At 69.7% G+C, this 23,330-nt stretch carries 24 protein-coding genes; 12 read left to right on the top strand and 12 right to left on the bottom strand.

What is annotated here, in order from left to right; genetic code table 11:
- Positions 1-122 precede the first annotated feature (122 nt).
- The gene (locus ABXJ52_RS34360; protein ID WP_367047620.1) at positions 123-620 is read left to right on the top strand and encodes a MarR family transcriptional regulator; all 498 of its coding nucleotides are present in this window, start codon (positions 123-125) and stop codon (positions 618-620) included.
- Positions 621-698: 78 nt separating this feature from the next.
- Here the strand turns inward: ABXJ52_RS34360 and ABXJ52_RS34355 are convergent, their stop codons facing one another.
- On the bottom strand, positions 699-1,859 hold the full coding sequence (locus ABXJ52_RS34355) for a PP2C family protein-serine/threonine phosphatase (RefSeq protein ID WP_367047618.1): 1,161 nt from the start codon (positions 1,857-1,859) through the stop codon (positions 699-701).
- A 305-nt stretch (positions 1,860-2,164) separates the two neighbouring features.
- Here ABXJ52_RS34355 and ABXJ52_RS34350 point away from each other — a divergent pair, with 305 nt between their 5' ends.
- Positions 2,165-3,073, top strand: coding sequence for an RNA polymerase sigma factor SigF (locus ABXJ52_RS34350; RefSeq protein WP_367047617.1), 909 nt, complete (start codon positions 2,165-2,167; stop codon positions 3,071-3,073).
- 80 nt (positions 3,074-3,153) lie between these two features.
- On the opposite strand, the gene ABXJ52_RS34345 is transcribed toward ABXJ52_RS34350, so the two are convergent.
- A complete protein-coding gene (locus tag ABXJ52_RS34345) occupies positions 3,154-4,035 on the bottom strand; it encodes an EamA family transporter (RefSeq protein WP_367047616.1) in 882 nt (293 codons plus the stop codon).
- Between the two features lie 73 nt (positions 4,036-4,108).
- On the opposite strand from ABXJ52_RS34345, the gene ABXJ52_RS34340 reads away from it, so the two are divergent.
- The 7 genes from ABXJ52_RS34340 (at position 4,109) to ABXJ52_RS34310 (ending at position 10,608) form a co-directional block, all read left to right on the top strand.
- Positions 4,109-5,047, top strand: coding sequence for a LysR family transcriptional regulator (locus ABXJ52_RS34340; protein WP_367047615.1), 939 nt, complete (start codon positions 4,109-4,111; stop codon positions 5,045-5,047).
- 93 nt (positions 5,048-5,140) lie between these two features.
- Positions 5,141-5,380 (top strand): DUF5133 domain-containing protein, encoded by a 240-nt coding sequence (locus ABXJ52_RS34335; RefSeq protein WP_367047613.1) that lies wholly within the window; start codon positions 5,141-5,143, stop codon positions 5,378-5,380.
- Between the two features lie 318 nt (positions 5,381-5,698).
- On the top strand, positions 5,699-6,541 hold the full coding sequence (locus tag ABXJ52_RS34330) for a SigB/SigF/SigG family RNA polymerase sigma factor (RefSeq protein ID WP_367047612.1): 843 nt from the start codon (positions 5,699-5,701) through the stop codon (positions 6,539-6,541).
- Positions 6,542-7,350: 809 nt separating this feature from the next.
- A complete protein-coding gene (locus tag ABXJ52_RS34325) occupies positions 7,351-7,860 on the top strand; it encodes a peroxiredoxin (protein WP_367047610.1) in 510 nt (169 codons plus the stop codon).
- A gap of 417 nt (positions 7,861-8,277) precedes the next feature.
- On the top strand, positions 8,278-8,718 hold the full coding sequence (locus tag ABXJ52_RS34320; protein ID WP_367047609.1) for an ATP-binding protein: 441 nt from the start codon (positions 8,278-8,280) through the stop codon (positions 8,716-8,718).
- 175 nt (positions 8,719-8,893) lie between these two features.
- Positions 8,894-9,394, top strand: coding sequence for a hemerythrin domain-containing protein (locus tag ABXJ52_RS34315; RefSeq protein WP_367047607.1), 501 nt, complete (start codon positions 8,894-8,896; stop codon positions 9,392-9,394).
- Positions 9,395-9,600: 206 nt separating this feature from the next.
- Positions 9,601-10,608: a DMT family transporter gene (locus ABXJ52_RS34310; protein WP_367047605.1), complete on the top strand. Its 1,008-nt coding sequence runs from the start codon at positions 9,601-9,603 to the stop codon at positions 10,606-10,608.
- 25 nt (positions 10,609-10,633) lie between these two features.
- Here ABXJ52_RS34310 and ABXJ52_RS34305 read toward each other — a convergent pair whose 3' ends face one another.
- A complete protein-coding gene (locus tag ABXJ52_RS34305) occupies positions 10,634-11,473 on the bottom strand; it encodes an endonuclease/exonuclease/phosphatase family protein (RefSeq protein ID WP_367047603.1) in 840 nt (279 codons plus the stop codon).
- Positions 11,474-11,620: 147 nt separating this feature from the next.
- Here ABXJ52_RS34305 and ABXJ52_RS34300 point away from each other — a divergent pair, with 147 nt between their 5' ends.
- Positions 11,621-11,800 carry a hypothetical protein gene (locus ABXJ52_RS34300; protein WP_367047601.1) on the top strand — a complete coding sequence of 60 codons (180 nt, stop codon included), beginning with the start codon at positions 11,621-11,623 and terminating at the stop codon, positions 11,798-11,800.
- Positions 11,801-11,931: 131 nt separating this feature from the next.
- Positions 11,932-12,666: an ankyrin repeat domain-containing protein gene (locus tag ABXJ52_RS34295; RefSeq protein ID WP_367047599.1), complete on the top strand. Its 735-nt coding sequence runs from the start codon at positions 11,932-11,934 to the stop codon at positions 12,664-12,666.
- Positions 12,667-12,712: 46 nt separating this feature from the next.
- Here ABXJ52_RS34295 and ABXJ52_RS34290 read toward each other — a convergent pair whose 3' ends face one another.
- From ABXJ52_RS34290 to ABXJ52_RS34260, 7 genes are all read right to left on the bottom strand, one after another.
- On the bottom strand, positions 12,713-13,909 hold the full coding sequence (locus ABXJ52_RS34290; RefSeq protein WP_367047598.1) for a GDSL-type esterase/lipase family protein: 1,197 nt from the start codon (positions 13,907-13,909) through the stop codon (positions 12,713-12,715).
- Positions 13,910-14,014: 105 nt separating this feature from the next.
- The gene (locus ABXJ52_RS34285) at positions 14,015-14,584 is read right to left on the bottom strand and encodes a WHG domain-containing protein (protein ID WP_367047596.1); all 570 of its coding nucleotides are present in this window, start codon (positions 14,582-14,584) and stop codon (positions 14,015-14,017) included.
- 144 nt (positions 14,585-14,728) lie between these two features.
- On the bottom strand, positions 14,729-15,511 hold the full coding sequence (locus ABXJ52_RS34280; RefSeq protein WP_367047594.1) for an oxidoreductase: 783 nt from the start codon (positions 15,509-15,511) through the stop codon (positions 14,729-14,731).
- Positions 15,512-15,630: 119 nt separating this feature from the next.
- Positions 15,631-16,209 carry a TetR/AcrR family transcriptional regulator gene (locus tag ABXJ52_RS34275; protein ID WP_367047593.1) on the bottom strand — a complete coding sequence of 193 codons (579 nt, stop codon included), beginning with the start codon at positions 16,207-16,209 and terminating at the stop codon, positions 15,631-15,633.
- Between the two features lie 46 nt (positions 16,210-16,255).
- On the bottom strand, positions 16,256-17,785 hold the full coding sequence (locus tag ABXJ52_RS34270; RefSeq protein ID WP_367047591.1) for a DEAD/DEAH box helicase: 1,530 nt from the start codon (positions 17,783-17,785) through the stop codon (positions 16,256-16,258).
- 174 nt (positions 17,786-17,959) lie between these two features.
- Positions 17,960-18,163 carry a cold-shock protein gene (locus ABXJ52_RS34265; protein ID WP_030689787.1) on the bottom strand — a complete coding sequence of 68 codons (204 nt, stop codon included), beginning with the start codon at positions 18,161-18,163 and terminating at the stop codon, positions 17,960-17,962.
- Between the two features lie 330 nt (positions 18,164-18,493).
- A complete protein-coding gene (locus tag ABXJ52_RS34260) occupies positions 18,494-19,741 on the bottom strand; it encodes a carboxylesterase family protein (protein WP_367047589.1) in 1,248 nt (415 codons plus the stop codon).
- A gap of 231 nt (positions 19,742-19,972) precedes the next feature.
- Between ABXJ52_RS34260 and ABXJ52_RS34255 the strand changes: the two genes are divergently transcribed.
- Positions 19,973-21,082 carry a substrate-binding domain-containing protein gene (locus tag ABXJ52_RS34255; protein WP_367047588.1) on the top strand — a complete coding sequence of 370 codons (1,110 nt, stop codon included), beginning with the start codon at positions 19,973-19,975 and terminating at the stop codon, positions 21,080-21,082.
- A 32-nt stretch (positions 21,083-21,114) separates the two neighbouring features.
- On the opposite strand, the gene ABXJ52_RS34250 is transcribed toward ABXJ52_RS34255, so the two are convergent.
- Together ABXJ52_RS34250 and ABXJ52_RS34245 are read right to left on the bottom strand one after the other, a co-directional pair.
- Entirely contained in the window at positions 21,115-22,077 is a 963-nt protein-coding gene (locus tag ABXJ52_RS34250) for an ankyrin repeat domain-containing protein (RefSeq protein ID WP_367047587.1), read from the bottom strand.
- A gap of 63 nt (positions 22,078-22,140) precedes the next feature.
- Positions 22,141-23,112, bottom strand: coding sequence for a LysR family transcriptional regulator (locus tag ABXJ52_RS34245; RefSeq protein WP_367047585.1), 972 nt, complete (start codon positions 23,110-23,112; stop codon positions 22,141-22,143).
- Positions 23,113-23,330 lie beyond the last annotated feature (218 nt).

Genomic DNA, 23,330 nt, shown 5'->3' with positions numbered 1-23,330 from the left:
CATCGGGGCCCCCGGGCTCCGCGACCTGAGTGTCTTCACCGGCCGACCGGGACAGAGGGTGTGGACCGTGCCCCGGTGGCAAGATGTACAAGTGAGACAACGCCGATCGGAGTGTCATCGATATGGGTCTGAGTCCCGAACCCGATCGCAGGTCTCGGGATGCGGCTCATGCGGGTTCCGAGTTCATCGAACTGCTCGAAGTCATGTGGGAGCGGGGGCGTGAGGCTGTCCCGACGGGACGACCTGTTTCACCGTCCCAGTTGCGCCTCCTTTACGCACTGGACCGCGAGGAGGGCATCAACCTGCGGATGCTCTCCGAAGCCCTGGGCTCGGCTCCCCCTTCGGTGAGCCGCCTGTGCGACCGCCTCCAGGCCACGGGATTGATCGAACGAACACCCAGCCCCGTCAGCCGACGGGAACTGGAGCTTCATCTGACGAGCCACGGCAAGGCCTACCTCTCCGACCTGCGAAAGCGGCGCGAGAGCATACTGATGGCCACCATCGACGCCATGCCGCCCAAGGCACGCCGTGCCCTGCTCGAAGGACTCAGGGGCTTCCGTGACGTGGCGACCGAAGCCGAGGACAACGACGGAGTCAGAACCTGGCGCTCGGTCGGCTAGACCAAGCCGTCGAGCGCTCAGACCGCTCCGTCTCCGCCGTCGCCTTCCTCTGCGGCCTCGCCCTCGCCCTGCCCTCGACTACCGTCCGAACCAGTCGAGGCAGACCACGAGAGCGTCATCGTCCAACGGCAACGAGTCACGGTATTCACCGAGATCTCGCAGCACCGCCTGCGGCACCTGCGACGCCGGCAGCAGACGATGTGCCGACAGGGACCTGGCAAGCGCCCGCTCCCCGTACCGCTCCCCCGCCTTCGAGACACTGTCGTAGACCCCGTCGCTGCCCACCAGGATGCGGTCGCCCGGTTCCAGTCGCAGGCGTTCCGAGACGTAGGCCGTCTCTTCGAACATCCCCAGGGGGAGCTGCGCGTCGAAGTCGACGGACTCGACCGTTCGCCCGCGATACCTCCACATGCGGGGCGAGCCGGCGTCGACGGCCTCCACCTCACCGGTGGCCAGATCGAAGCGCAGCAGCAGGACGGAGGCGTGCAACTCGCCCCTGTACTGCGCGTACACGGCCTGGTCGGCGAGGCTCGCCTGACCGGGCAGATCGAGGCCTGCGCGGCGTGCGTTGCGCAGCGCGTTCACCACGAGGTTGGTGAGCAGCGCCGCCTCCATCCCCTGACCCATGCCGTTGGTGACGGTGAGCGTGAGGTGGCGCGGCGAGACCGACCAGTCGAAGTTGTCGCCGAAGATCGCGTACGCCGGTTCCAGATGTGCGCCCAACTGGAACTCCGGACGCGACACGGAACGCCCCGGCAGCAACTGCCACTGCATCTCGGCGGCGAGCGTGAGGCGCACGGCCCTGCGCGCGAGAAGGTACAGATCGGTGTCTCGTTCGGCGACCCGGATCTCGTGGCCCAGCGCCTCACAGATGCGCTGCATCTCCAGCAGGTAGGCCGGTTCGAAGCGCGCTTCGGGAAGGGTGACGGTGAGTACGCCCATCCGGTCACCCCGGACGGTCACCGGCAGATGAATGGTCGCCGTGCCCGCCACCACCGACTCGACGCGCGGTTCCTGCGCACCGAAGGCCCTGCCCTGCGGACTGGCATGAATGGGCACCGGCTCGGTGGTGAACGGCACGTCCTCCACCATCTGGAGGGTCGTCAAGCCGTAGTCGGCGAGCCGCAGTTCCACACTCTCGACCCCGTACTGCTCCCGCAACGCCCCCGTCACGACATCGAGCAGCGCATGGGGCGCCGCACTGCGCAGCGCCCGCTCGACGACAGCGAATCTGTCCACGTTTCCTGCTTCTCACTAAGCCACGCCGAATTGAGGACCCAGCCGACAGCACACCCCGTCCGTCGGCCTTCGGCGTTTGGGGGCGTGCACTCAGTCCAACACGGCGCGCCCGATGAGTCACTCCGGTGGCTGGGACTGTCAGCCCGGCGACTGCCTGGCCGAACGCCGGGCAACCTCCAACATCGTACGATGCACGGGGACAACTATTTCCCCACAGCAAGAAAAATTGGGTCAACGCACATGCCTCTCCCCAGCCGGGGCAGGGGCGGTACGAGGAAGCTTCGTAGACCAGGGGAGTTAGAAACATGTCACTGATCTCTGAATCGGCTGCCGAGACCGTACGAAACGACGAGACGCCTGGCCTGGGCGAGACGCCGGCCCTGGGTGAGGTGTCCGCCGTCGAGGGCGAGCTGCCGTGGATCGAGGACACCGACAAGATTGCCCCGAAGGACGCCCGAGCCCTTTCGAAGCTGTTCTTCGACCGGCTGCAGACCCTGGAAGAGGGCACGCACGAGTACCAGTACGCACGTAACACCCTTATCGAGATGAACCTGACGCTCGTGCAGTTCGCGGCCCGCCGGTTCCGCAACCGCGGCAACGGCGACATGGAGGAGATCGTCCAGGTCGGCACCATCGGCCTCATCAAGGCGATCGACCGGTTCGACCTCAGCCGTGAGGTCGAGTTCGCCACCTTCGCCGTGCCGTACATCCTCGGCGAGATCAAGCGGTTCTTCCGGGACACCACCTGGGCCGTGCATGTGCCGCGCAGGCTCCAGGAGTTGCGCGCGGAGCTCGCCAAGGCCAAGGAGCAGCTCTCCGCCCATCTGGACCATGACCCGACCGTCAAGGAACTCGCCGATTACCTCTCCCTCACCGAAGAAGAGGTCAACGAAGGCCTCGTCGCCTCGAACGGCTATACCGCGGGTTCCCTGGAGGCGCCCACGGATGGTGGTGAGAGCGCGGCCACGCCGACGCGCACCCTGGCCGATGTGATGGGCGGACCGGACCCGGCCATGGAAGCCGTCGAGAATCTGCACACCCTGGCACCGCTCCTCGACGAACTCGACGAACGGGAGCGCCGCATCCTCGAACTGCGCTTCGGCCAGGAGATGACCCAGTCGCAGATCGGCTCCGAACTCGGCGTCTCCCAGATGCACATCTCCCGTCTGCTCACCGGCACCCTCACCAAGCTCCGCAGGGGGATGCTGGCCTGACGCTCTCCTCTGAACTCCCCGGTGGACAGTTCTGCCGGGGGATCACTGTGAGCGGATCGCCAACTGCGGGCCTCGGGGCGTCAAGGACGTCCCGAGGCCCTTGCCGTGCGTTCGCTTTCACGCCGGGCGCCGACGGGCGTCTGCCGTGGGGCCACCACCCCGGCGCTCGCCGCTCCCACGCACGCCAACGCCAGCCACTGCGGGACGCCCAGGTCCTCGCCCAGGACCAGTACGCCCGCCAGGCCCGCACTCGCCGGCTCCAGGCTGGTCAGGACGCTCACCGTTCGGACGGGCAGCCGCCGCAGAGCTGCCAGCTCCAAGGAGTACGGGATGACGGCCGAGAGCACGGCAAGCGCGATGCCGAGCAGCAGGTTGCGAGGGGTGAGCAGTTCGGTCCCCGCGTCGGCCACACCCAGGGGGAGCGTCAGAACCGCCGCCCAACTCACCGCCAGGGCCAGCGAACCGCCTCCCACGCTCCGGGCTCCCGCCTTCTTGCTCAGGAGAAGGTAGGCGGCCATCGACGCTCCCGCGGCCAGCGCGAGCAGCACGCCGGGGAGCGGGAACCCGGCGCCGTGGGGGACGTGGAAGAGGCACACCCCGCATCCGGCCAGGAGGGCGCAGCCCGCGTCGCGCCAGCGACGTGAGGTCAGCACCGCCAGGGTGATCGGGCCGAGGAGCTGGAGGGCGCTGGCCAGCCCCAGCGGCAGCAGGAGCAGCGCGGGATAGATCAGGTTCATCCCGGCGATGGCCGTTCCGAAGCCGAGGATCAGGGCCACGTCCGTACGGTTGCGCGGCAATGAGGGCCGGTACAGGAGCAGCAGGAGCACCGCGGCGAGGCCGAGGCGCAGGGCCACGGCTCCGGGCGCGCCGACGGCATCGGCGAGTTGCTTGCCCAGGGCCTGCCCGAACTGGAGGCTCAGCACGCTGCCGAGCATCAGCGCGGGGGCGGGAAACTTCGTCATGCGTCCAGGCTCAGCACAGCGAACGTGCACGTCCAGCAAATGATTCCGCATACGACCGTTTAGGCTTGCCTGCATGATCGACCACCGGCTCCACGTCCTCCAGGCGCTCGCCGAGTACGGCACGGTCACCGCGACCGCCGCGGCCCTGCACCTGACCCCCTCGGCCGTATCTCAGCAACTGCGGCTGCTGGCCCGCGATCTGGGAGTGGAGCTGCTGAGTCCCGAGGGGCGACGGGTCCGCCTGACACCGGCCGCGCACATCGTCCTGCGGCACACCAGCGCGCTACGGACGCAATGGGAAGCGGCCCGGGCCGAGTTGGCCCAGCAGGCTGTCAGCACCGAGGGGACGCGGGGCACGCTGCGGATGTGCGGAGTGTCCTCGGCGCTGTCCGCGCTCGGCGCTCCGGCCGCCGCCCTGCTGCGGGAGACCCATCCCCAGGTGGAGTCGCTGGTCGTCGAAGAAGAGAGCGCCGAGTGCTACCGGATGCTGCTCGCGGAGGAGGCCGACGTGGCCCTCGTACTGCCCGGCCCCGACGCGCCGCCCGTGACGGACGCCCGCTTCGAGCAGGCGCCGCTGCTGACGGACCGCCAGGACCTGCTGGTCCCCGAGGGGCACCGGCTCGCCAGGCCCGAAGGAGTCGAACTCGCGGAAGCCGCAGGGGAGTCGTGGATCGTGAAGAAGGCGAACAACGACACCTACCCACTGGTGATGGCGGCGTGCACGGCGGCCGGCTTCACTCCCCGCGTCACCCATCAGGTCAAGGAGTGGTACGCGGTCTCCTCGTTCGTGGCCGCGGGGTTCGGCATCTGTCTCATGCCGGGGATCGTGCCACTCCCCCAACACGCGGTCGTACGGGTACCGCTGCTCGGCACGCCCGTTCCCACGCGACGCTTCCTGACCGCCGTGCGGCGCGGCAGCGCGGCACATCCTCTGGTGGCCGCCGGGCTGCACGCCCTGCGCGACGCGGCGTCGGCTCGCTCAGGGGCGTCAGCGGGGTCCCGTCCGAAGTGACCCTCGCCTCACCGCACCGCGGATTGGTCAGTTCCGCCACGGGCAGACGGGCGAAGCGACGGTCGCACCGCAAACCCCCGAGAGAGGATGCTCATGCTGCTGGCACACCCCGTGGTCCTGGAAGACCTGGTGGAACGTTACAAGGCCCTGGCCGTGCTGCGGGCCGACCAGGGAAGCGCCGAGAGCCGCCAGGAGTACGAAGACGTCGCCTACAGCCTGTGCTTGGCCACCGGCACCAGCGACATCGACGCCGCCCTGGTGGCCGCGAGCCACCAGTTGCCCGGCGCCCGGCCCGCGGACGACTCCTTGCTGTCCGTAGAAGCACCCTGCTGACGCACCGCCGGCACACCGCGGGCGGTGCTCCCTCGCCCTGACGCCATGACACCGGGCCCCGCCCGGGGAGCCATCGAGCGGCCGCACCCCCGTGCGGCCGCTCGACGCGGTTCGGAGTCCGATGCCGCGTGGCTCCGAACGCAACGCGTCCAGCTGGTGGTTGTTTCCCCTCCGAGTCCGGGGGCAGGCGGAGTTCGTGCTTCGGACCGGAGGCGCATTCGCGGGGAGCGGTATGCCCACTCCCGTCGGACGTCCGGCTCCGGGCCCTCCCGTTTCTCCGCGGTCACCTGTTCGCCCACCGCTGAGGAGCGATTCCTTATGCTTACCGATCTCGCCGCCCCCTCCACCCGCCGTCGCACGGGAACCCGGCACCTCCACGACGACGCTCCCGACACCGAGGCGGCGTTCGCGCGCCTGGCGACGCTCGAGGGCGGACCCGAGTACGACCTGCTCTGCGAAGAGATCGTGACGGCCTGGCTGCCCATGGCACACCGTCTGGCGAGCCGTTTCCGCAACAAGGGCGAGAACCTCGAAGACCTGCGGCAGGTTGCCGCGATGGGTCTGATCAAGGCGGTCAACCGGTACGAGCCCGAGCGCGGGGCCTTCGAGAGCTATGCCGTCCCCACCATCACCGGAGAACTGCGTCGGCACTTCCGCGACCGCATGTGGGACGTCCGGGTTCCCCGTCGTGTCCAGGAGCTGCGCAACAAGGTCCGGGTCGTACGGCGCGAACTCATGGACCGGCCGGGCAGCGACGCCGAACCCGGTATCGCGGAGATCGCAGAGCACGCGGGACTGACCGAGGACGAGGTCCGCGAGGGGATGGAGGCCATGACGAGCTACAGCGCCCTTTCGCTGGACGCCGAGATCTCCGCCGACCCCGATGGGTTCAGCCTGGCCGACACCCTCGGAGCGACCGACCCCGCCTACGACTGCATCACCGACCGCGAGGCCGCCAAGACCGGCCTGCGGCGGCTGCCTGAGCGTGAGCGCACCATCCTGTACCTGCGCTTCTTCGAGGACATGACGCAGAGCAGGATCGCCGAGGAGCTCGGCATCTCACAGATGCACGTCTCCCGCCTCATCACCACCAGCTGCGCCCGCGTGCGCGCGGAGGCCGTCCGCGGAGAGGACGGCGTCGGGCACGCGCAGGCGGCATGACCGCGGGCCGCACGTGAAGTGCGCTGCCCGCGCCGAGTCCCTGGGGCGCCAGGGCCGCCCCAGGGGCTCAGACGACGAGGAGTGCGGAGTCCGCGCGGGCGCTACGGGGGCCCGCGGCTCCAGGGGTTGCGCACTGGAGACCGCCGACGGGGGCGGTGAAGCTCGGCGGCGAGACCGCGAAGCCGCGAGACCGCGAGACGGCGAGACGGCGAGACCGCGAGACCGCGAGACGGCGAGACGGCGAGACCGCGAGACCGCGAGACCGCGAGACCGCGAGACCGCGAGACCGCGAGACCGCGAGACCGCGAGACGGCGAGACCGCGAGACCGCGAGACCGCGAGACCGCGAGACGGCGAGACGGCGAGACCGCGAGACCGCGAGACCGCGAGACGGCGAGACGGCGAGACCGCGAGGGCGCGAGGGCGCCAGGCGGCGAGGGCGTCAGAGAGCGAGGGCGCCAGGGCAAGCCCGCCCGACGGCGAGACGGCCAAACCGCGAGACCGCCAGACGGCCAGACCGCGAGGGCGCCAGACGGCGAGACCGCGAAACCGCCAGACCGCCAGACGGCGATCTAGCGGCCATCGGCCAGGCAGCCGTCAGCCGTCAGCCGGTCAGCCGCTACCCGCCAACCGCCGCGAGCCCCCCGCCCTCGCCCTAGCCCGCGTCCGCGCCCCCGGGGGCGAACCAAGCCGAACCCCCGGCTTCTTACCGCCGAGTAGTATCGCGTCCCACGCTGCCACGCGATCCCGAGCCGTCAGGAGCCTCATGTTCTCGCCCGCCCGCCTCCACCCCGGCCAAGGAGCTCAGCGATGACCCGCGTGCAAGTCGGCTCCCTCGTCGATGACTTCACCCTGCCCGACGAGACGGGCACGCCCACGACCCTCTCGGCGCTCCTGTCCGAAGGCCCGGTGGTGGTCTTCTTCTACCCGGCGGCGATGACCCCCGGCTGCACCGCCCAGGCGTGCCACTTCCGGGACCTGGCAGCCGAGTTCGCCGCGGTGGGCGCAAGGCCGGTGGGGATCAGCTCGGACGCCGTCGAGCGCCAGCGTGAGTTCGCGGGGCTGCACACGTTCGGGTTCCCGCTGCTGTCCGACCCGGAGGGCGTGGTGCGCGGCCGGTTCGGCGTGGCACGCGGCTTCGGCCCCCTGCCGACCAAGCGGGCCACCTTCGTCATCGGACCGGACCGGCGCGTGCTCGAAGTGGTCCGCAGCGAATTCCGGATGAGCACGCACGCGGACAGGGCGCTGGCGGCGCTGCGATCCGCCGGCGCCGGCCGGAGCACCGGGCAGGACGATCCCACTGTCGGCGGGCCGGCGTGATGACGGAGTTCTTTCGACCCTGAGCCGTGGGGTGGGGGGGAAGATCTGGTCCACCGGGGCAGGGGCGCCCGGCCCTCTGGGGCCAGGTCGCCCGACCACGCCAGGCAGGCCGCCGTACCAGCGGTCACGTGTCCCTTGCGACGGGTTCGGTTTCAAGAGCCAGGTTTCCTTGCCGCGCGTCTGTCACCATGTTCTCGACTGCACTCGCTGGTGCGGCGCGGGCCCCGAGCATGCGCCGACGGTCTGCCCGACGCCTCGGACAGACCGCCACGCTCGAACGGATTATCGATCCGGGCCGGAGCAGAATGTGTCGCGTCCAGCAGGGTAGGTGGGCAGAAACGGGGACGCGGGGACGAAGGTGGAGAGGGAATGGAGTCAGCCGGTAGGGGCAGCGAGGGGTCGTCGGCAGCTCATCCCATGGCTGTCGCCGTCCCCTTGAACGACGGGGATTCCTCCATCGCGGAAGCACGTCACCTCGCCCTCGACTTCCTCACCCGCGCCCAGGCGGACCAGGACGTCCCCGTCTCCGCCCGTGCGATGGACCTGACGCAGCTGGTGGTCAGCGAGCTGGTCACGAACGCCCGCAAGTACGCTCCCGGCCCGATGCTGATGGAGCTCCGCATCGTGGACTCGACGGTGGCGGTGACCGTCCACGACAGCGCCCGCGCCAGCCCCGTCGCCCGCCCCGAGGACCCGCACAGGATCGGTGGGCACGGTCTGGAGATCGTCAAGGCCGTCGCCCAGAACTTCCACGTCCACCTCGAACCGGCAGGTAAACGCGTCACGGCCCACATCGCCCTGGCCGGCGAACCGGCCTCCGGCGTCCAGGGAGCCGGCTCCCCCCGCAGCTCTCGGTGATCTTTCCTCAGCCCCCCGTACGCCCCACTGCGCCGCAGGAGTGACACACGCGGCGGCCGGGTACACGAGGCACCTCGTGAGCGAGTGAGCGCGCTAGGTATCAGTACGAAGTCGCTCGCCATGAAGCCGCTCACATGCGGTGACCCCTCTGCCCCTGCTGAGAAGGAGCCCCGACATGCCGGACAAGGCAACCGCAACGGACGTCGTCGAGCTGATCCTCGATGATCACCGGCGGATGGAGGACCTGTTCCGCGACATGCGCAGCGTGGAGGCCGAACGCGCCGATGCCCTGAAAAAGTTCGCCGACCTGCTCATCGCGCACGCACTCGCGGAAGAGGCCGAGGTCTACCCCGCCCTCAGGCGCTACCGGGACATCGACAACGAAGAGGTCGAACACGGCGTCGAGGAACATGAGGAAGGCAACGAGGCGCTGCTCGCCCTCCTCGAAGTGGAGGACGTCGGCTCCGACGACTGGGACGAGAAGCTGGAGAAACTCGTCGAGGCGGTGACCCACCACACCGACGAGGAGGAGCGGACGATCTTGAACGGCGCACGCGAGAACGTGGCCATGGACCGCCGCGAGGAACTGGGCACCGCTTTCACGAGGGAGCGCGACAAGCACCTCAAGGCGGACTGCGGAAGCATCGAGAACGTCCGCCGCATCGTGAAGTCCTGATCTGATCGGACGGGCACCCGCTCCCGGGCTGTCTCGCCATCCGGCCCGACCTGTCCGACGACGGGCTGATCAGTTAGAAAGGAACTGATCAGCTGGAGAGGTACGGGCCCGGCCGCGATTTACCAGGCGCCTCCGGGGCACTCTCTCCCCCGCTCCCGCCCAGGCCCACGCCCACGCCCACGCCCACGCCCCGAGGTAGTACGCACATGCCCGCCGCCGCAGCCCCTTGGCTGCTCCTCGCCGTCTTCTCCGGCACCCTGATATCCCTCCAGGCCCGTATCACCGGCGAGCTCGCCGCCGGGCTCGCGGGCGACGGGTTCGCAGCCGCGGTGATCTCGTTCGGCTCGGGGTTCGTGGTGCTGAGCCTCGGGCTCCTCGTGCTCCGCGCGCCGCGCCGCGGAGTCGGCCTGGTGCTGGCGGACGTACGCAACAAGCGGCTCAAGTGGTGGCAGGTCCTCGGCGGCTTCGGAGGAGCGGCCTTCCTGCTCGCGCAGGGGCTGACCGTCGGAGCGCTCGGAGTCGCGCTGTTCACGGTCGCGATCGTCGCGGGCCAGGTCACCGGGGGCATGCTCTTCGACCGGATGGGACTCGGCCCTGCCGGACCGCAGCGGCCCACCCGGCGCAGGGTCGTCGGCGCGGTGCTCGTGCTCGCCGCCGTAGGCCTGTCGATGGCGGACAAACTGGGCGGCGGGTTCCCGTACTTGATGCTGTTGCTGCCGCTGGTCGCGGGCGTGTGCGTGAGTTGGCAGCAAGCGGTGAACGGGCACGTGAAGAACGCCGCCGGATCGGCGTACACGGGGACGTTCTTCAACTTCGTCGCCGGTACGGGCGCGTTGAGCGTGATCTTCCTGGTGCATGCCGTGGCCGTCGGCGTTCCCGCGGGTCTGCCGACCGAGCCGTACCTCTATCTCGGCGGCCTGGTCGGCATCTCCTTCATCACCATCGCGGTCGCCGCGGTGCAGAAGCTCGGCGTCCTGCTGCTCGGACTGTGCACGATCACCGGCCAGTTGGTCGGCTCGCTCACCCTCGACCTCCTGCTCCCGCACGGTGATACGCAGGTGACGACGGCCACCGTCGCGGGCGCCGCTCTCGCCCTGGCGGCAGTGGCGCTCGCGGCGCTCTCGGGTACCCGGACGGGCCGGGTCGTGGCTTCCAGCAGCACGATGCCCACCGAGACTCGGACGGCCAAGCGCGGTTCGACCCACCCGCGTTGACGAACCGACCAAGGACCAAGAGCGATCAAGACAGGTCGAGGTCGGTGTACAGCAGGTCGTGGTCCGAGTACGAGGTGGGTTCCACGCGGTGTCCGCGCGCGGCGATGCCTCGCAGGAAGACGTAGTCGAACTTGGCGTGCCAGTCGGTGGTCGTCTCGCAGGTGCCTGCGAGCGAGGGCCGGCACTGCGGGTCCGTGTCCGTGGCCAGTTCCCATACCGGGGTGAGTTCGGGAGCCTCGGGCACGGCGTTGAAGTCGCCGAGGACGATCGCGCGGTCGTGCCGGGCGACCGCCGTGGCGAGTACACGGGCCTGTTTCGCTCGAACCGCTTCTTGCTGTCGCTGGGCGAGGTGCGTGTTGAAGACCCGGACGGACCGGCCGCCCACCTTCGTGGTGACCGCCATGTACCCACGGTCCTCGGATCCGCCGTCGGGATACTCCACGTTCACGCGGTCTGTCATCGGCGCCGCCGACAGGATCGCCTGCCCGAAGCCGCCAGGGCTCCAGGGCACTCCCCCGCAACGGCCCCAACTGGTCAGCACCGAGCCGTACTCGACGTGGTAGACAAGCCCGTGCAGGTACTCCAGGTACTCCCGGATCCTCTCGACGTCCCCCACACACGCTTCTTGCAGGCCGATGACCTGGGGCGCGTACCTGGCGATCTCCGCGGCCCGGTCGACGTCGCTCTCTTCGCAGGGGTTGCAGATGTTCCACGTCAGGACCCGGTTCGGTACGACGTCCTTGACGGCATCGACGGGCTGCGACCTGTCGAAGAGGGCGTCGCTCGGCGCGCTGGGGCCGACGAACACCATGCAGGCCACGGTCATGGCGCCCGCGAGCAACCGCGTGCTCCTTCCGAGCACCATCGCCTCCTCAGTGTGGATGCACAGGGCATCTGACGTCTCCCCAGAGAGGTTAGACGTCTCCACACACGGCACCGGCATCGGCCGGCAGGTTTCATTTCGGGCATCCGGCGAACTCGCCCTGGAAAGCCTAGTGACAGGTGCCCAGCCATGGCAGACGCGTATTTCACCACGGAGCAGTGCCCGAGCTGCGGCCGCCACACGGACGGCCTCTCCAACCGCTTCACCTGCACCATATGTGACACCGTCTGGACCTCCGGCATCTCAGAGTCGGTCGTCACCCTGGGACCACTGGACACGTCGATCCTCGGCTCACCCAAGCCCACCTGACAGCCACCGGATCGCACGATGCCACCGGATGCCTCCGGAAAGACGTGCACGGTGCGGGGTGCCCGTAAAGTGATCCAGACCTGCCGTCAACAGGTCCGGACCAAACCGAACGAGCAGGAGGCCGCCCCCTCGTGGACATTCTCAACTCCCTGGATCCCCTGGCAGTTTCGGTGACCGAGGTGATCCGGAAGGGCGACGTCCGTGCGCTGCGTCAACTCCTGGCCGACCAGCCCGCGCTGGCCACCAGCCTGATCAGCCAGGACGGTCCCGCCGCCGGCCGGCGCAGCCTCCTTCACATTGCCACCGACTGGCCCGGCCACCACCCACGCGCCGACGAGGTCATCGCCACCCTCGTCGCCGCGGGCGCCGACCCCAACGCCCGTTTCGTCGGCGCCCACGACGAGACTCCGCTGCACTGGGCCGCCAGCAGCGACGACGTCACCGCGCTGGACGCGCTCATCGCCGCGGGCGCCGACATCGAGGCGCACGGAGCCGTCATCGGCGGCGGCACCCCGCTCGCGGACGCGCGGGGCTTCGGCCAGTGGCGGGCGGCGCGGCGCCTTCTGGAGCACGGTGCCCGAGCGGACCTGCAGGATGCCGCGACCCTTGGCCTGCTCGTCCAGGTGGAGGCCTTCCTCGCCGCGCCGGAGTCCCCCACCGGTTCCGCGATCACCAGCGCCTTCTGGGGCGCTTGCCACGGCGGCCAACTTCCCACCGCCAGGCTTCTGTTGCAGCAGGGCGCCGAGGTGAACTGGATCGGCTACGACGACATGACAGCCCTCGACATCGCCCGCACGCAAGGCGCCGACGACGTCGTCCAGTGGTTGATGACCCAAGGGGCCAAGGGGCGCGCCGACTTGGGGTGAGCCCCTGCGCTGCGGCGCGGGACCGGCCTCACCGCGATCGGCGGCTTCACGCCCCTCGGCCGCCCGCAGTCGCGCCGAACGCCCCGTCGGCGGCAAAGGCCAGCTTGGCGAAGCGTTCGCCCATACGACGGTGGGTGGCTGCGTCCGGGTGGATCTGGTCCGGCAGCGGAAGCTCGGCGGTGTCCGCATCCCCGTACAGCTCACGGCCGTCGAGGTAGTGCAGGTGGGGGTCCTCGGCCGCCCGCTGCTCCACGATCCGGGCCAGCTCCTCGCGGATGACACTCAGCGTCAGCTTCCCGCTCGCGCGCTCCGCCGGATCCCCCATGGCGCGGAACAGCAGCCGCCCGGAGCCGAGGTCGCCGAAGTCCGGCGCGCTGGGGCCGGGCGTGTCCTCGTGCATGGGGCACAGGATGGGCGAGAGGACCAGCAGCGGCACCCTCGGGTGGCCTTCACGGATCGTGTCGAGGAAGCCGTGGACGGCGGGACCGAAGGCGCGCAACCGCATCAGGTCGGCGTTGACCAGATTGATGCCGATCTTGATGCTGATCAGGTCGGCGGGGGTGTCCCGCAGGGTGCGGGCGGTGAAGGGGTCGAGCAGCGCGCTGCCGCCCAGGCCCAGGTTGATCAGCTCCACCCCGCCGAGGGACGCGGCGAGCGCGGGCCAAATACTGGTGGGACTCGCCGCGTCGGAGCCATGACTGATCGAACTGCCGTGGTGCAGCCACACCTTGCGGTCCCGGTCCGGCGCGGGCTCGATGGGCGCGTCGGTGCGCAGCTCGACGAGTTCGGTGGTCTCGTTGTGCGGCAGCCAGATCTCGATGTCCTTGACGCCGTCGGGCAGTTCGGTGAAACGGAGGGTGCCGACCGGTCCCGTCCGGCTCTCGGTCGACCCGGTGGTCAGGTCGATGGTCAGGGTGTTGCCGCCGCTCACGGAGGCCTGACCGGCCAGGCGGCCGTCGACGAGCAGGTCGTACAGGCCCTCCGGGCGGGGCGGGGCGCCCACGTAGTCGCGCTTGGTGGGCAGCGCGTCCAGCTCGATGGCGGTGGCCCGGGAGCGGAAGACGAGTCGTACGCCGGAGGGCTGGGACTCCGCCATGGCCAGCTGTCCGTCGGCGCACTGGGCACGGGCCCGGGCGGGCAGCCGGTGCGGCAGGACGCCGTGCGCGGTGTGCTCCAGGTCGAGGGCGCCGCGCAGGATGTCCGCGGTGATGGGTGTGATGATCCAGTCGTGCTCGGTGTGCATGGTCTCCGCCTGCCGATCAGGGTGTCTGAGTTGTCGAGGGCCGCCGACATGTCGAAACGCCGCCGCTACCGCGGGGGCCAGGGGCATCCGCCGTATGGGCAAAGGTCAGGACGCGGGCCAGTTCCGCAGCAGGGCGTCGAGTGCGTCCAGGATGCGTTCCCATGTCTCCTGCGAGTCGGGGGCGCTGTGGCTGAAGCCCCCCGTCATCTCCAGGCTGACGTAGCCGTGGAAGACGCTGCCCAGCATCCGGACCGCGTGGGTCTGGTCCGGCTCCGTCAGGTCGTAGCCGCGCAGGATCGCCCGCGTCATCTGCGCGTGCCTGACACCCGCGCTGGCGGCCGCCGTCTCCGGGTCGAGCCGCAGCTGGGCCGCGGCATAGCGCCCGGGGTGCTCCCTGGCGTAGTCGCGGTAGACGTCCGCGAGCGCGGTCAGCGCGTCCTTCCCGGCCCGTCCCGCGAGGGCGGCCGCGCCCCGGTCGGCGAGTTCCTCCAGGGAGAGGAGAGCGATGCGCGTCTTGAGGTCCTGTGAGTTCTTCAGGTGCGAGTACAGACTCGCGGCCTTGACGTCGAAGCGCCTGGCGAGCGCCGAGACGGTCACCTGCTCGAAGCCGACCTCGTCGGCCAGCTCCGCCCCGGCCCTGGCCAGGCGCTCCACGGTCAGTCCTGCACGAACCATGCCCTTCCTCTCCCTCGGCCTAACCGATTATGCAACTGCCTAATACCTTTAGGCAAACCAGCTGGCCATATAGGTAGTGGACGCAGGCAGGCGGACGCGGGGCAGGCGGACTCAGGCGGCGAACACGGAAGCAGCGGACACCAGTCAGACCGTCTTGACCGTGCCCCCGTCGATCACGTGATCCGCACCGGTGATGTTGCCCGCCACGTCCGAGAGCAGGAACGTGATCAGCGATGCCACTTCCCCGGGCTCGGTGATCCGTCCACTGGTGATGTTGAACGCCGTCGGGATCTGCGCGAGGAACTCCCCGTGCTCGGCCCCGGCTCCGGCCGCGACCTTGCCGCCGAAACCGTCCGGGTCCTCCCAGATGGCGGTGCGCACCACGCCGGGCGAGACGGTGTTGACGCGGACACCCCGCGGCCCGAACTCCTCGGCCAGCGACTTGCCCAGCGAGGTGAGCGCAGCCTTGGCCGCACTGTAGGCGACGGGACCGGCCGCGGGGAGGCGGGAGTTGATGGAGGATACGTTGACGATCGCGCCGCGGCGCTCGATCAGGCTCGGCAGCGCGGCGCGACTGACGCGGACGGCGCTGAGCAGGTTGAGGTCGAAGACGCCCTGCCACTGCGCGTCATCGGTGTCGAGAAAGCCGACCGGCTCCACGGCGTCACCCGCGCCGACGTTGTTCACCAGCAGGTCGACGCCGCCCAGTTCGCCGAAGGCACCGTCCATGAGCTCGGCCACCCCCTCCGGGCTGCTGAGGTCCGCCGACACGGCAAAGGCTCCCGACTCCTTGAGCTCGGGGGTGATGGTGCGGGCCGCGCCCACCACGCGCACCCCCTCGTCGATCAGCACCCGGACAGTGGCCAGGCCGATCCCGCGGCTGGCACCGGTGACGACGGCGGTCTTGCCGTTGAGGTCGAGCTTCATGCTTTTCCAGCTCCTTCACACACAGTTGTTGACCTACGCCTGTTGACTGGCCTCTTATTGACCTACAGGTACAAAACATGGGTACACGCCGGGGACCAGTACCGCCTAGAGGGAAAAGATCAGAGGGAGTCGACCGTCGCGTCGATCACCCGGCCGAGACGCTCCGGCCCTTCCGCGACCCGCGCCATCAGCCGTAGGCCGACGACCGTGGCGAGCAGCTGACTCCCGATAGCGCGTGCGTCACGGGTGGAGGAGATCTCCCCCGCCCGCTGCCCCTTCTCCAGCAGCGCGGAGAAAGCCTCCTCGGTGCGGTCCAGCATGCGCCGGACAAGGTCGGCCGCCACCTCGTCCGTCCCGGCCAGCTCCGCGGCGGTGTTCACCGCCATGCAGCCGCGCCGGTCCGGGTCGGCGAGGTCCATCTCGACGAGCAGCAACAGAGCCTCGCGCACCCGCTCCTTCACGGGCCCCGACCCCTCGAGCATCTCGACCAGAGCAGCGGCCTGACTGTCGCGGTAGCGACGCAACGCCCGCTCGAACAGGGCGTGTTTGCTGCCGAAGGTGTTGTAGAGACTACCTTTGCCGATGCCGAGCGCGTCCACGAGATCCTGAGGCGTGGTGGCGGCATACCCCTTGCGCCAGAACACGTCCATGGCCCGCTCGACGGCGGCATCTGGATCGAACTGCTTCGGCCTCCCCATGAACAGGAGCCTAGGCCGTTCTTGACCCGGAGGTCAAGAACTCCGCTCAGGCAGCGCGACGCACGCGGGCGGCCTTGCGGGCCTCAGCCATCTCGCGGGATTCGGCGGTCCGTCGGGAGCCTCCCCCGGAACGGCCGGGCTGGCCCGGCCGCGTGCCCATCCCGCGGAAGGGGGCGCCACCGCGCTTGGGGCGCTCAGTGCTGGGCGCGCTGCCGGCGATCGGCACACCGGAGGGCTTCTGCGCACCGGTGATGCGGCTCAACTCGGCTTCCCCGGACCGCACTTGGGTGACCTTGGGCCTGATCCCGGCGGCGGACATCAGGCGGCTCATGTCGCGGCGCTGGTTCGGCGTCACCAGGGTGACGACACTGCCGGACTCACCGGCGCGTGCCGTGCGGCCGCCGCGGTGGAGGTAGTCCTTGTGGTCGATGGGAGGGTCGACGTTGACCACCAGGTCGAGGTTGTCGACATGGATGCCGCGGGCCGCGACGTTGGTGGCCACCAGGACCGTCACCGCGCCGGTCTTGAACTGGGCGAGGGTGCGGGTGCGCTGGGGCTGCGACTTGCCGCCGTGCAGCGCGGCGGCTCGTACGCCGCTGCCCATCAGGTGCTTGGTGAACTGGTCGACGGCGTGCTTGGTGTCCAGGAACATGATCACCCGGCCGTCACGGGCCGCGATCTCGGTGGCGGTCGCCATCTTGTCGGCGCCGTGCACGTGCAGCTCGTGGTGCTCCATCGTCGTGACCGCGCCCTTGGAGGGGTCGACCGAGTGGACGACCGGGTCATGGAGGTAGCTGCGCACCAGAAGGTCGACATTGCGGTCGAGGGTGGCCGAGAACAGCATCCGCTGGCCGTCGGGGCGCACCTGGTCGAGCAGTTCGGTGACCTGCGGCATGAAGCCCATGTCGGCCATCTGGTCGGCCTCGTCGAGGACGGTGATGCTCACCCGGTCCAGGCGGCAGTCCTTGCGCTCGATGAGGTCCTTGAGGCGCCCCGGGGTGGCGACGACGACCTCGGCACCGGTGCGCAGCGCACCGGCCTGCCTGCCGATCGACATGCCACCGACCACCGTGGCGATACGCAGCTTCAGCGACCGGGCGTACGGAGTGAGTGCCTCGGTGACCTGCTGGGCGAGTTCCCGGGTGGGAACGAGGACCAGGGCCAGGGGCCGCTTCGACTCGGCGCGCTGACCGGCGGTGCGCACGAGGAGCGGGAGCCCGAAGGCGAGGGTCTTGCCGGAACCGGTACGGCCACGGCCCAGTACGTCACGTCCCGCGAGGGCGTTCGGCAGCGTGGCCGCCTGGATCGGGAACGGCTCGGTCACGTCGAGGCCGGTGAGCGTCTTCAACAGCGGGGCCGGCATGTCGAGTTCGGCGAAGGTCTCCGCCGCGGGCAGGCCCGGGGTGATGGTGACCGGCAGGGCGAACTCTCCCTGGGGCGCCGCGGGTCGGCGTCCCTGGCCGCCGGGGCGGTTGCCGGGGCGGGCGCCACCGCCCTTGCGGGGGTTGGCGCCGCGGGAGCCGCCGCTGTTGCGGGGACTGGAATAGCGGTCGTTCGTGCGAGCTGAACGGTTCATGGAGAACCTTCCTCGATATGGCACGCATCGAGGAATTCTCGGCGGATTTCAACCGAACGAATTGCAAGCACGAGCCGAATAAAAGACAAACTTCAAGACAAACTTCTGTAAACAGCAACGAGCTGGTGCCCGCGCCTTGAGGCGCGGGCACCAGCGTCGTCTTACGCTTCAGCGTCAGGCGGGAACGATGTTCTCCGCCTGCGGGCCCTTCTGGCCCTGAGTGACATCGAAGCTCACCTTCTGGCCTTCCTGAAGCTCACGGAAGCCCTGGGTGGCGATGTTCGAGTAGTGGGCGAAGACGTCCGGGCCGCCACCCTCCTGCTCGATGAAGCCGAAGCCCTTTTCCGAGTTGAACCACTTCACGGTGCCAGTAGCCATACTAAATATCTCCTTCGGGGCAAGCTCCGGGACCCGCACTGTGCGAACCCCGGCGTCGCCACGTTGATTGCCCCGTCCGGGAAAACTTCTCCCGGAAATACAAAAGTGCCCGGCGGAATAGATCCACCAAAGGCACTTGAAGTCTTATGGGAACCACAACTGCAACTACGATCACAGTAGCACGGGACGGGCCCCGCGGCACGGGCAAGCACTACTTATTTCGCCCGACCGGCCCTCAGCCCACCCCACAATGCGGAGATTTTCGGTCCCCTGGGGTCCTGGTCTCCTTTGCCTCTGGGGTCCTGGTCTCCTTTTACGTGCGGCCCTCGGCTATCCGGGCACCTTCCCCTGGTGCAGCGGGGCGGACATCGGACCCGGCGTTCCGGTGCGGGCGAACGTGATCCAGGCGGCCCGCAGCTTCGAGCCGAGCGAGTCCACGTCCTCCCAGGGCACCGCCCCGAGCATCGGTGACGCCCGCCATGCCTCGCGCGACCCGAAGAGGAGTGGGAGTTCGAGGCAGTGGGTCGCGCCGAACGCCGATCCGGCGGGACGCCAGTCCAGGCGGTACGTGTGAACCCGAGCGCCCGCCCGTGCCGCGCGCAACCCGAAGCGGCCCAGGGGTTCCTCGTAGACGCGGCGGGTCAGGGCCGCCGTTTCGTCGCCCTCGCCGGGGAACGCGGACATGTCGTCCAGATTCCAGCCGTACAGGATGTCGAGCCCCCGTACGTTCTCCTCGAAGGACCCGGAAGACGGGTCGGAGCCGAGGAACTCGACCGGGGTGAACGCGGGTTCCATCGTGCTGCCGGAGCGGCTCAGGTTGGCCAGGGCGGTCTCGCGCTGGGCCGCCAGGATCGCGGATACGTCAGCGGTGCGCGGGTCCGTGGCGAGGAACTCCGCGAACATACGGCCCAGCGCCTGGGCGTCTTCACGAGGGCGTGCCGCGAGCGCGAGCGGGGCGCTCTGCAGGATCGCGCGGCGGAAGAGTCCCGTGGCCTCCGGCATGTCGAGGAGGAGGCGGATGGACAGTGCGCCGGCCGACTGGCCCGCCACCGTGACGTTGCCGGGGTCTCCCCCGTACGCGGCGATGTGCGCGGCGACCCAGCGCAGGGCCGCCAGCTGGTCGTACAGGCCGAGGTTGCCTTCGCTGATCCCGTCGAGGCAGAGGTATCCGAGCGCGCCGAGGCGGTAGTTGACGCCGACGACCACTACATCGCCCTGGGCGGCGAGAGCGCCGCCGTCGTACCAGTCCAGCAGCCCGGCCCCGCTGCTGAACCCGCCGCCGTGCAGCCAAACGAGCACCGGGCGGGCCCCGGCGTCGCGTGCAGGTGTCGTGATCGACAGGTTCAGGCAGTCCTCGCCGTGCGGGTGGCGGTCGAGGGGCGGGCCCATCACCGCGTCCAGCCTGGAGGGCAGTTGCGGGCAGATCTCACCGCTGGACGTGCGGCGGCCCGGGGTCTGGGAGCGGGTCCGGTCCGGGGTCTGATCCGGGTCCGGGTCCGGCGCGGGGCTCGGGCGGGCGAAGCGCTGCGCGGTGGCGTAGCGGATCGGTCCGGTGCGGATCAGCGTCGGTTCGGTCATGCGTCAGCCCCTCCGTGGCGCGTACGCCCTGCGCGGCGTCCCTCACCGTAGATATCGGGCTCCTCCGTTGTCACGTGTAAATACGGGACAGTTCAAAACTGAAACACACATTCCATTGCAATCTCGTTATGCATTGACTCCTTGACGCCGGGAACGCTCCAAGGTTGGCTTTCAGCCACTCGGATCACAACGAAGCGGTCCGATCGAGGAAGTGGGCGAATGAGAACCCGTATGCGTGAAGCCACCGTCGCCGTCTCTGTGAGCGCCCTGGCACTCTCGCTCGCCGCATGCGGCAGTCTGCTGGGATCGGACGACGACAAGGCGCAGACCGAGAGGAAGGGTGACGCGGTCACCGTCGGCCTGCTCCTGCCCGAGGCGGAGACGGCCCGCTACGAGAAGTTCGACCACCCCATCATCAAGAAGCAGGTCGAGAAGCTCACCAACGGCAAGGGCAAGCTCGTCTACGCCAACGCCAAGGGAGACGCCGCCAAGCAGAACGCCCAGCTCGGCCAGATGGTCGCCGACAAGGTCGACACGATCCTGGTGAGCGCGGTGGACGCGAAGAAGCTCGCCCCGGCGGTCAAGAAGGCGAAGGAAGCCGACATTCCCGTCATCGCCTACGACCGTCTCGCCGAGGGACCCGTATCCGGCTACGTGGCCTTCGACAACGAGCTGGTCGGCCAGGTCCAGGGTCAGGCGATCCTGAAGGCGCTCGGCAGTGGCGACCGCCAGAACAGCAAGATCGTCATGATCAACGGCGCGCCCACCGACCCGAACGCCGCCGTCTTCAAGGAAGGCGCGCTCTCGCAGCTCCAGAACCAGGTGGACATCGCCAAGTCGTACGACACCGATGGCTGGAAACCGCAGGTGGCCGGCGCCCATATGACCGAGGCGATCACCGCCATCGGCAAGGACGACATCGCCGCTGTCTACTCCGCCAACGACGGCATGGCGGGCGGTGCCATCAAGGCCCTCAAGGCCGCGGGCATGACCGACCTGCCGCCGGTCACCGGCCAGGACGCGGAGCTGTCGGCCGTGCAGCGCATCGTCACGGGCGAGCAGTACATGAGCGTCTACAAGCCATACCCCGAAGAGGCCGTCGGTGCCGCGCAGATGGCGGTCCGGATCGCCCAGGGCCGCATGGTCGAGTACGACGCCCTGGCCGGGGACCGGTCGGAGAACGCCACCACGAAGAACATCCCCACCCTTCTGGTCTCGGTCCGCCCCCTGACGCGGGACACCATCAAGTCCACGGTCATCGAGGACGGCATCTACAAGACCAAGGAGATCTGCACGGCCGAGTTCAAGGCGGCGTGCGCGACGGTCGGCCTCAAGAGCTAGCCCGATGTGCGACCGGTCGGCCGGTCGGCCGCTCAGTGCCAGTAGCCGCGCCGGGGCAGCTTGAGCCAGAGGTCGGGCGGGCCCGTGACGGCGCGGGCGTCGGTCGGTCGCAGGCCGACGTAGGCACAGGAGTAGGCGACGGCGTTGTGGTGGTAGAGGTAGGCGGCGAGGACCCCCTGCGGTGAGTCGCCCTCGTCGGGGCCGCCTCCCGGGTGCAGGTCCGTGCCTTCCATGACGCCGTCGCGGGCGATGCTGCCTTGGTTGCCGCTCTTGGGGTTGGCATAGAGGCCGTAGCAGACGGTGCCCGCGGAGAGCAGGGTCAGCACCCCGGGCATCTGCGGTGCGTAGCCCCAGGGCTGGGTGATGACACAGCCGCCCGGTACGTCGGTGGCGCCGATGATCTGCAGGGAATCGTCCGCGTCGTACGACACGGGGTCCTCAAGGAGCAGGTCGAGCTCCGGATCCTCGTACGGCCCGGCCCCCAGTCGGCGTGCGGCTTCGGCCGCGTCGATCCCGGCCACGCACGCCAGGCCGGTGCCGTCATGGTCGAGGTCGCCCAGGGCCGCGGTCAGCCGTCTGGCCTCCGTCGCGGCGGCGGACTCCGCCGGGGTCAGGCCGCGCTCGCCGGACGGAACCATGAAGAGGTCGGGGGTCGGCCCCGCCAGGCTGAGCCGGCCGGGGGACCAGCCGGCCAGCGCGGTCCGCCACGGGTCGGCCCCGGCCGCGGCCAGCACCCGGGCGTTGTCCGCGCGGTCGGAAAGGACCGCGGCCCACAGAGCGGTGCCGCCCGCTTCCTCCGCGTCGACGTCATCGACACGGCGGGCCAGCTCGGCGACCACCTCGGGTGAGCCGGACACGGCCGCCCGGTGCAGAGGCCGTCCCCCGCCCCACACATTCGGGTCGGCTCCGCACTCCAGCCGTTCACGAACCAGCGCGTGGTCCCGCCAGCCGTCCCAGCCCAGACCCGCCCAGCCGTCGCCCGCGACAACAGACATGACACTCCCCCCTCGTGGTGACCGCAGCATCTGATCGTGTCGTCATCGGTCACTTACTGAACGCTACTCACGACCACTGACAATCCCGTCCGGCTTCTCCGACTCCCTCGACTCCTCCGACTCCCCCGACATCTGCCGGGGAATGCACGCACCCGGGCAGTTGTCGCCGACCGTATAGGCGAAGGCCTTGGCCAAGGGGGAGAGCGCGTCCCAGCGGCGTACCGCCCAGCCGGTCCACAGCGTGGGCAGGTCCGGGACGGGGATCAGGCGCAGGTCGGGGTGGCCGGGACCGCGCCAGCCCGGCAGGTCCGGGACGATCGCGTGGCCGAGGCCGAGTTCGGCGAGCAGCAGGGCGGTGTCCCAGTCGGCGACGCTGGTGTCGGAGGCCGGGCTGATGCCACGCTCGGTGAACCAGGCGTCCAGGCGCGCGCGGGAAGTCGTGCTCTCCGGGAGGCCGATGAGCTGGATGCCGGCCAGGTCGGCGGTGGTGATCAGCGACTTGGCGGCGAGGGGATCGTCGCGGTGAACGGCGAGCACCCAGGGAAGTTCCACGACGGGACGCTGCTCGATGCCCTTCACCGGAGTGCCGAGGGTGATCCAGGCCAGGTCGAGGCCGCCCGCGATGAGGGCCTCGAAACAGCTGCGGCTGGAGTGCGCGGTCTCGAATTCGAGGCTCACCTGCGGATGGCGCCGACGGAAGGCCACGATCGCGTCGGACATGAAGTGGCGCACCGAGGTGGCCCCGGTGGTGATCCGCACGGAGCCGCCCTCGCCGTGCACCAGGTCGCTCAGCCGGCGCAGGGCGTGGTCGATGTCGCCCAGACCACCTGCCGCCGCGTGGTGCAGGAGCCGGCCGGCCGGTGTGGGGACGACGCCGCGCGGATGGCGTTCGAGCAGGCTGAGCCCCAGCTCCCGTTCCAGGCGTCTGATGTGCTGGCTGACCGCGGGCTGCGTACAGGCGAGGTCGCGGGCGACGGCGCTGAGGCTGCCCGTCCGGCATACGGCGACGAAGACGCGCAGGTCGTCGAGAGTCATGGAGAGTGAAGCTACAGCTTGGGGGTCTGCAAGGAAATCCGAGGATTGACTTGGGTGTTGGGCGAGCGGGACGATCTTTCCGGGCCCAGGGCGGCAACCTGGCCCGGCCCGTGCGTCATCCGGAGGACGTGCGGACCGGTCCGGGTGCCGACCCGCCGGCTCCGCACCAGAATTCTCCGTCCCGGGCTGCCCGCACTCCGGGTACGCCGACCGTCCCG

This window comes from Streptomyces sp. Je 1-332, from assembly GCF_040730185.1.
In the GTDB taxonomy this organism is placed as follows: Bacteria; Actinomycetota; Actinomycetes; order Streptomycetales; family Streptomycetaceae; genus Streptomyces.
The sequence above is the reverse complement of the archived record's forward strand: the minus strand, read 5'-3'. Positions and strand labels throughout refer to the sequence as shown.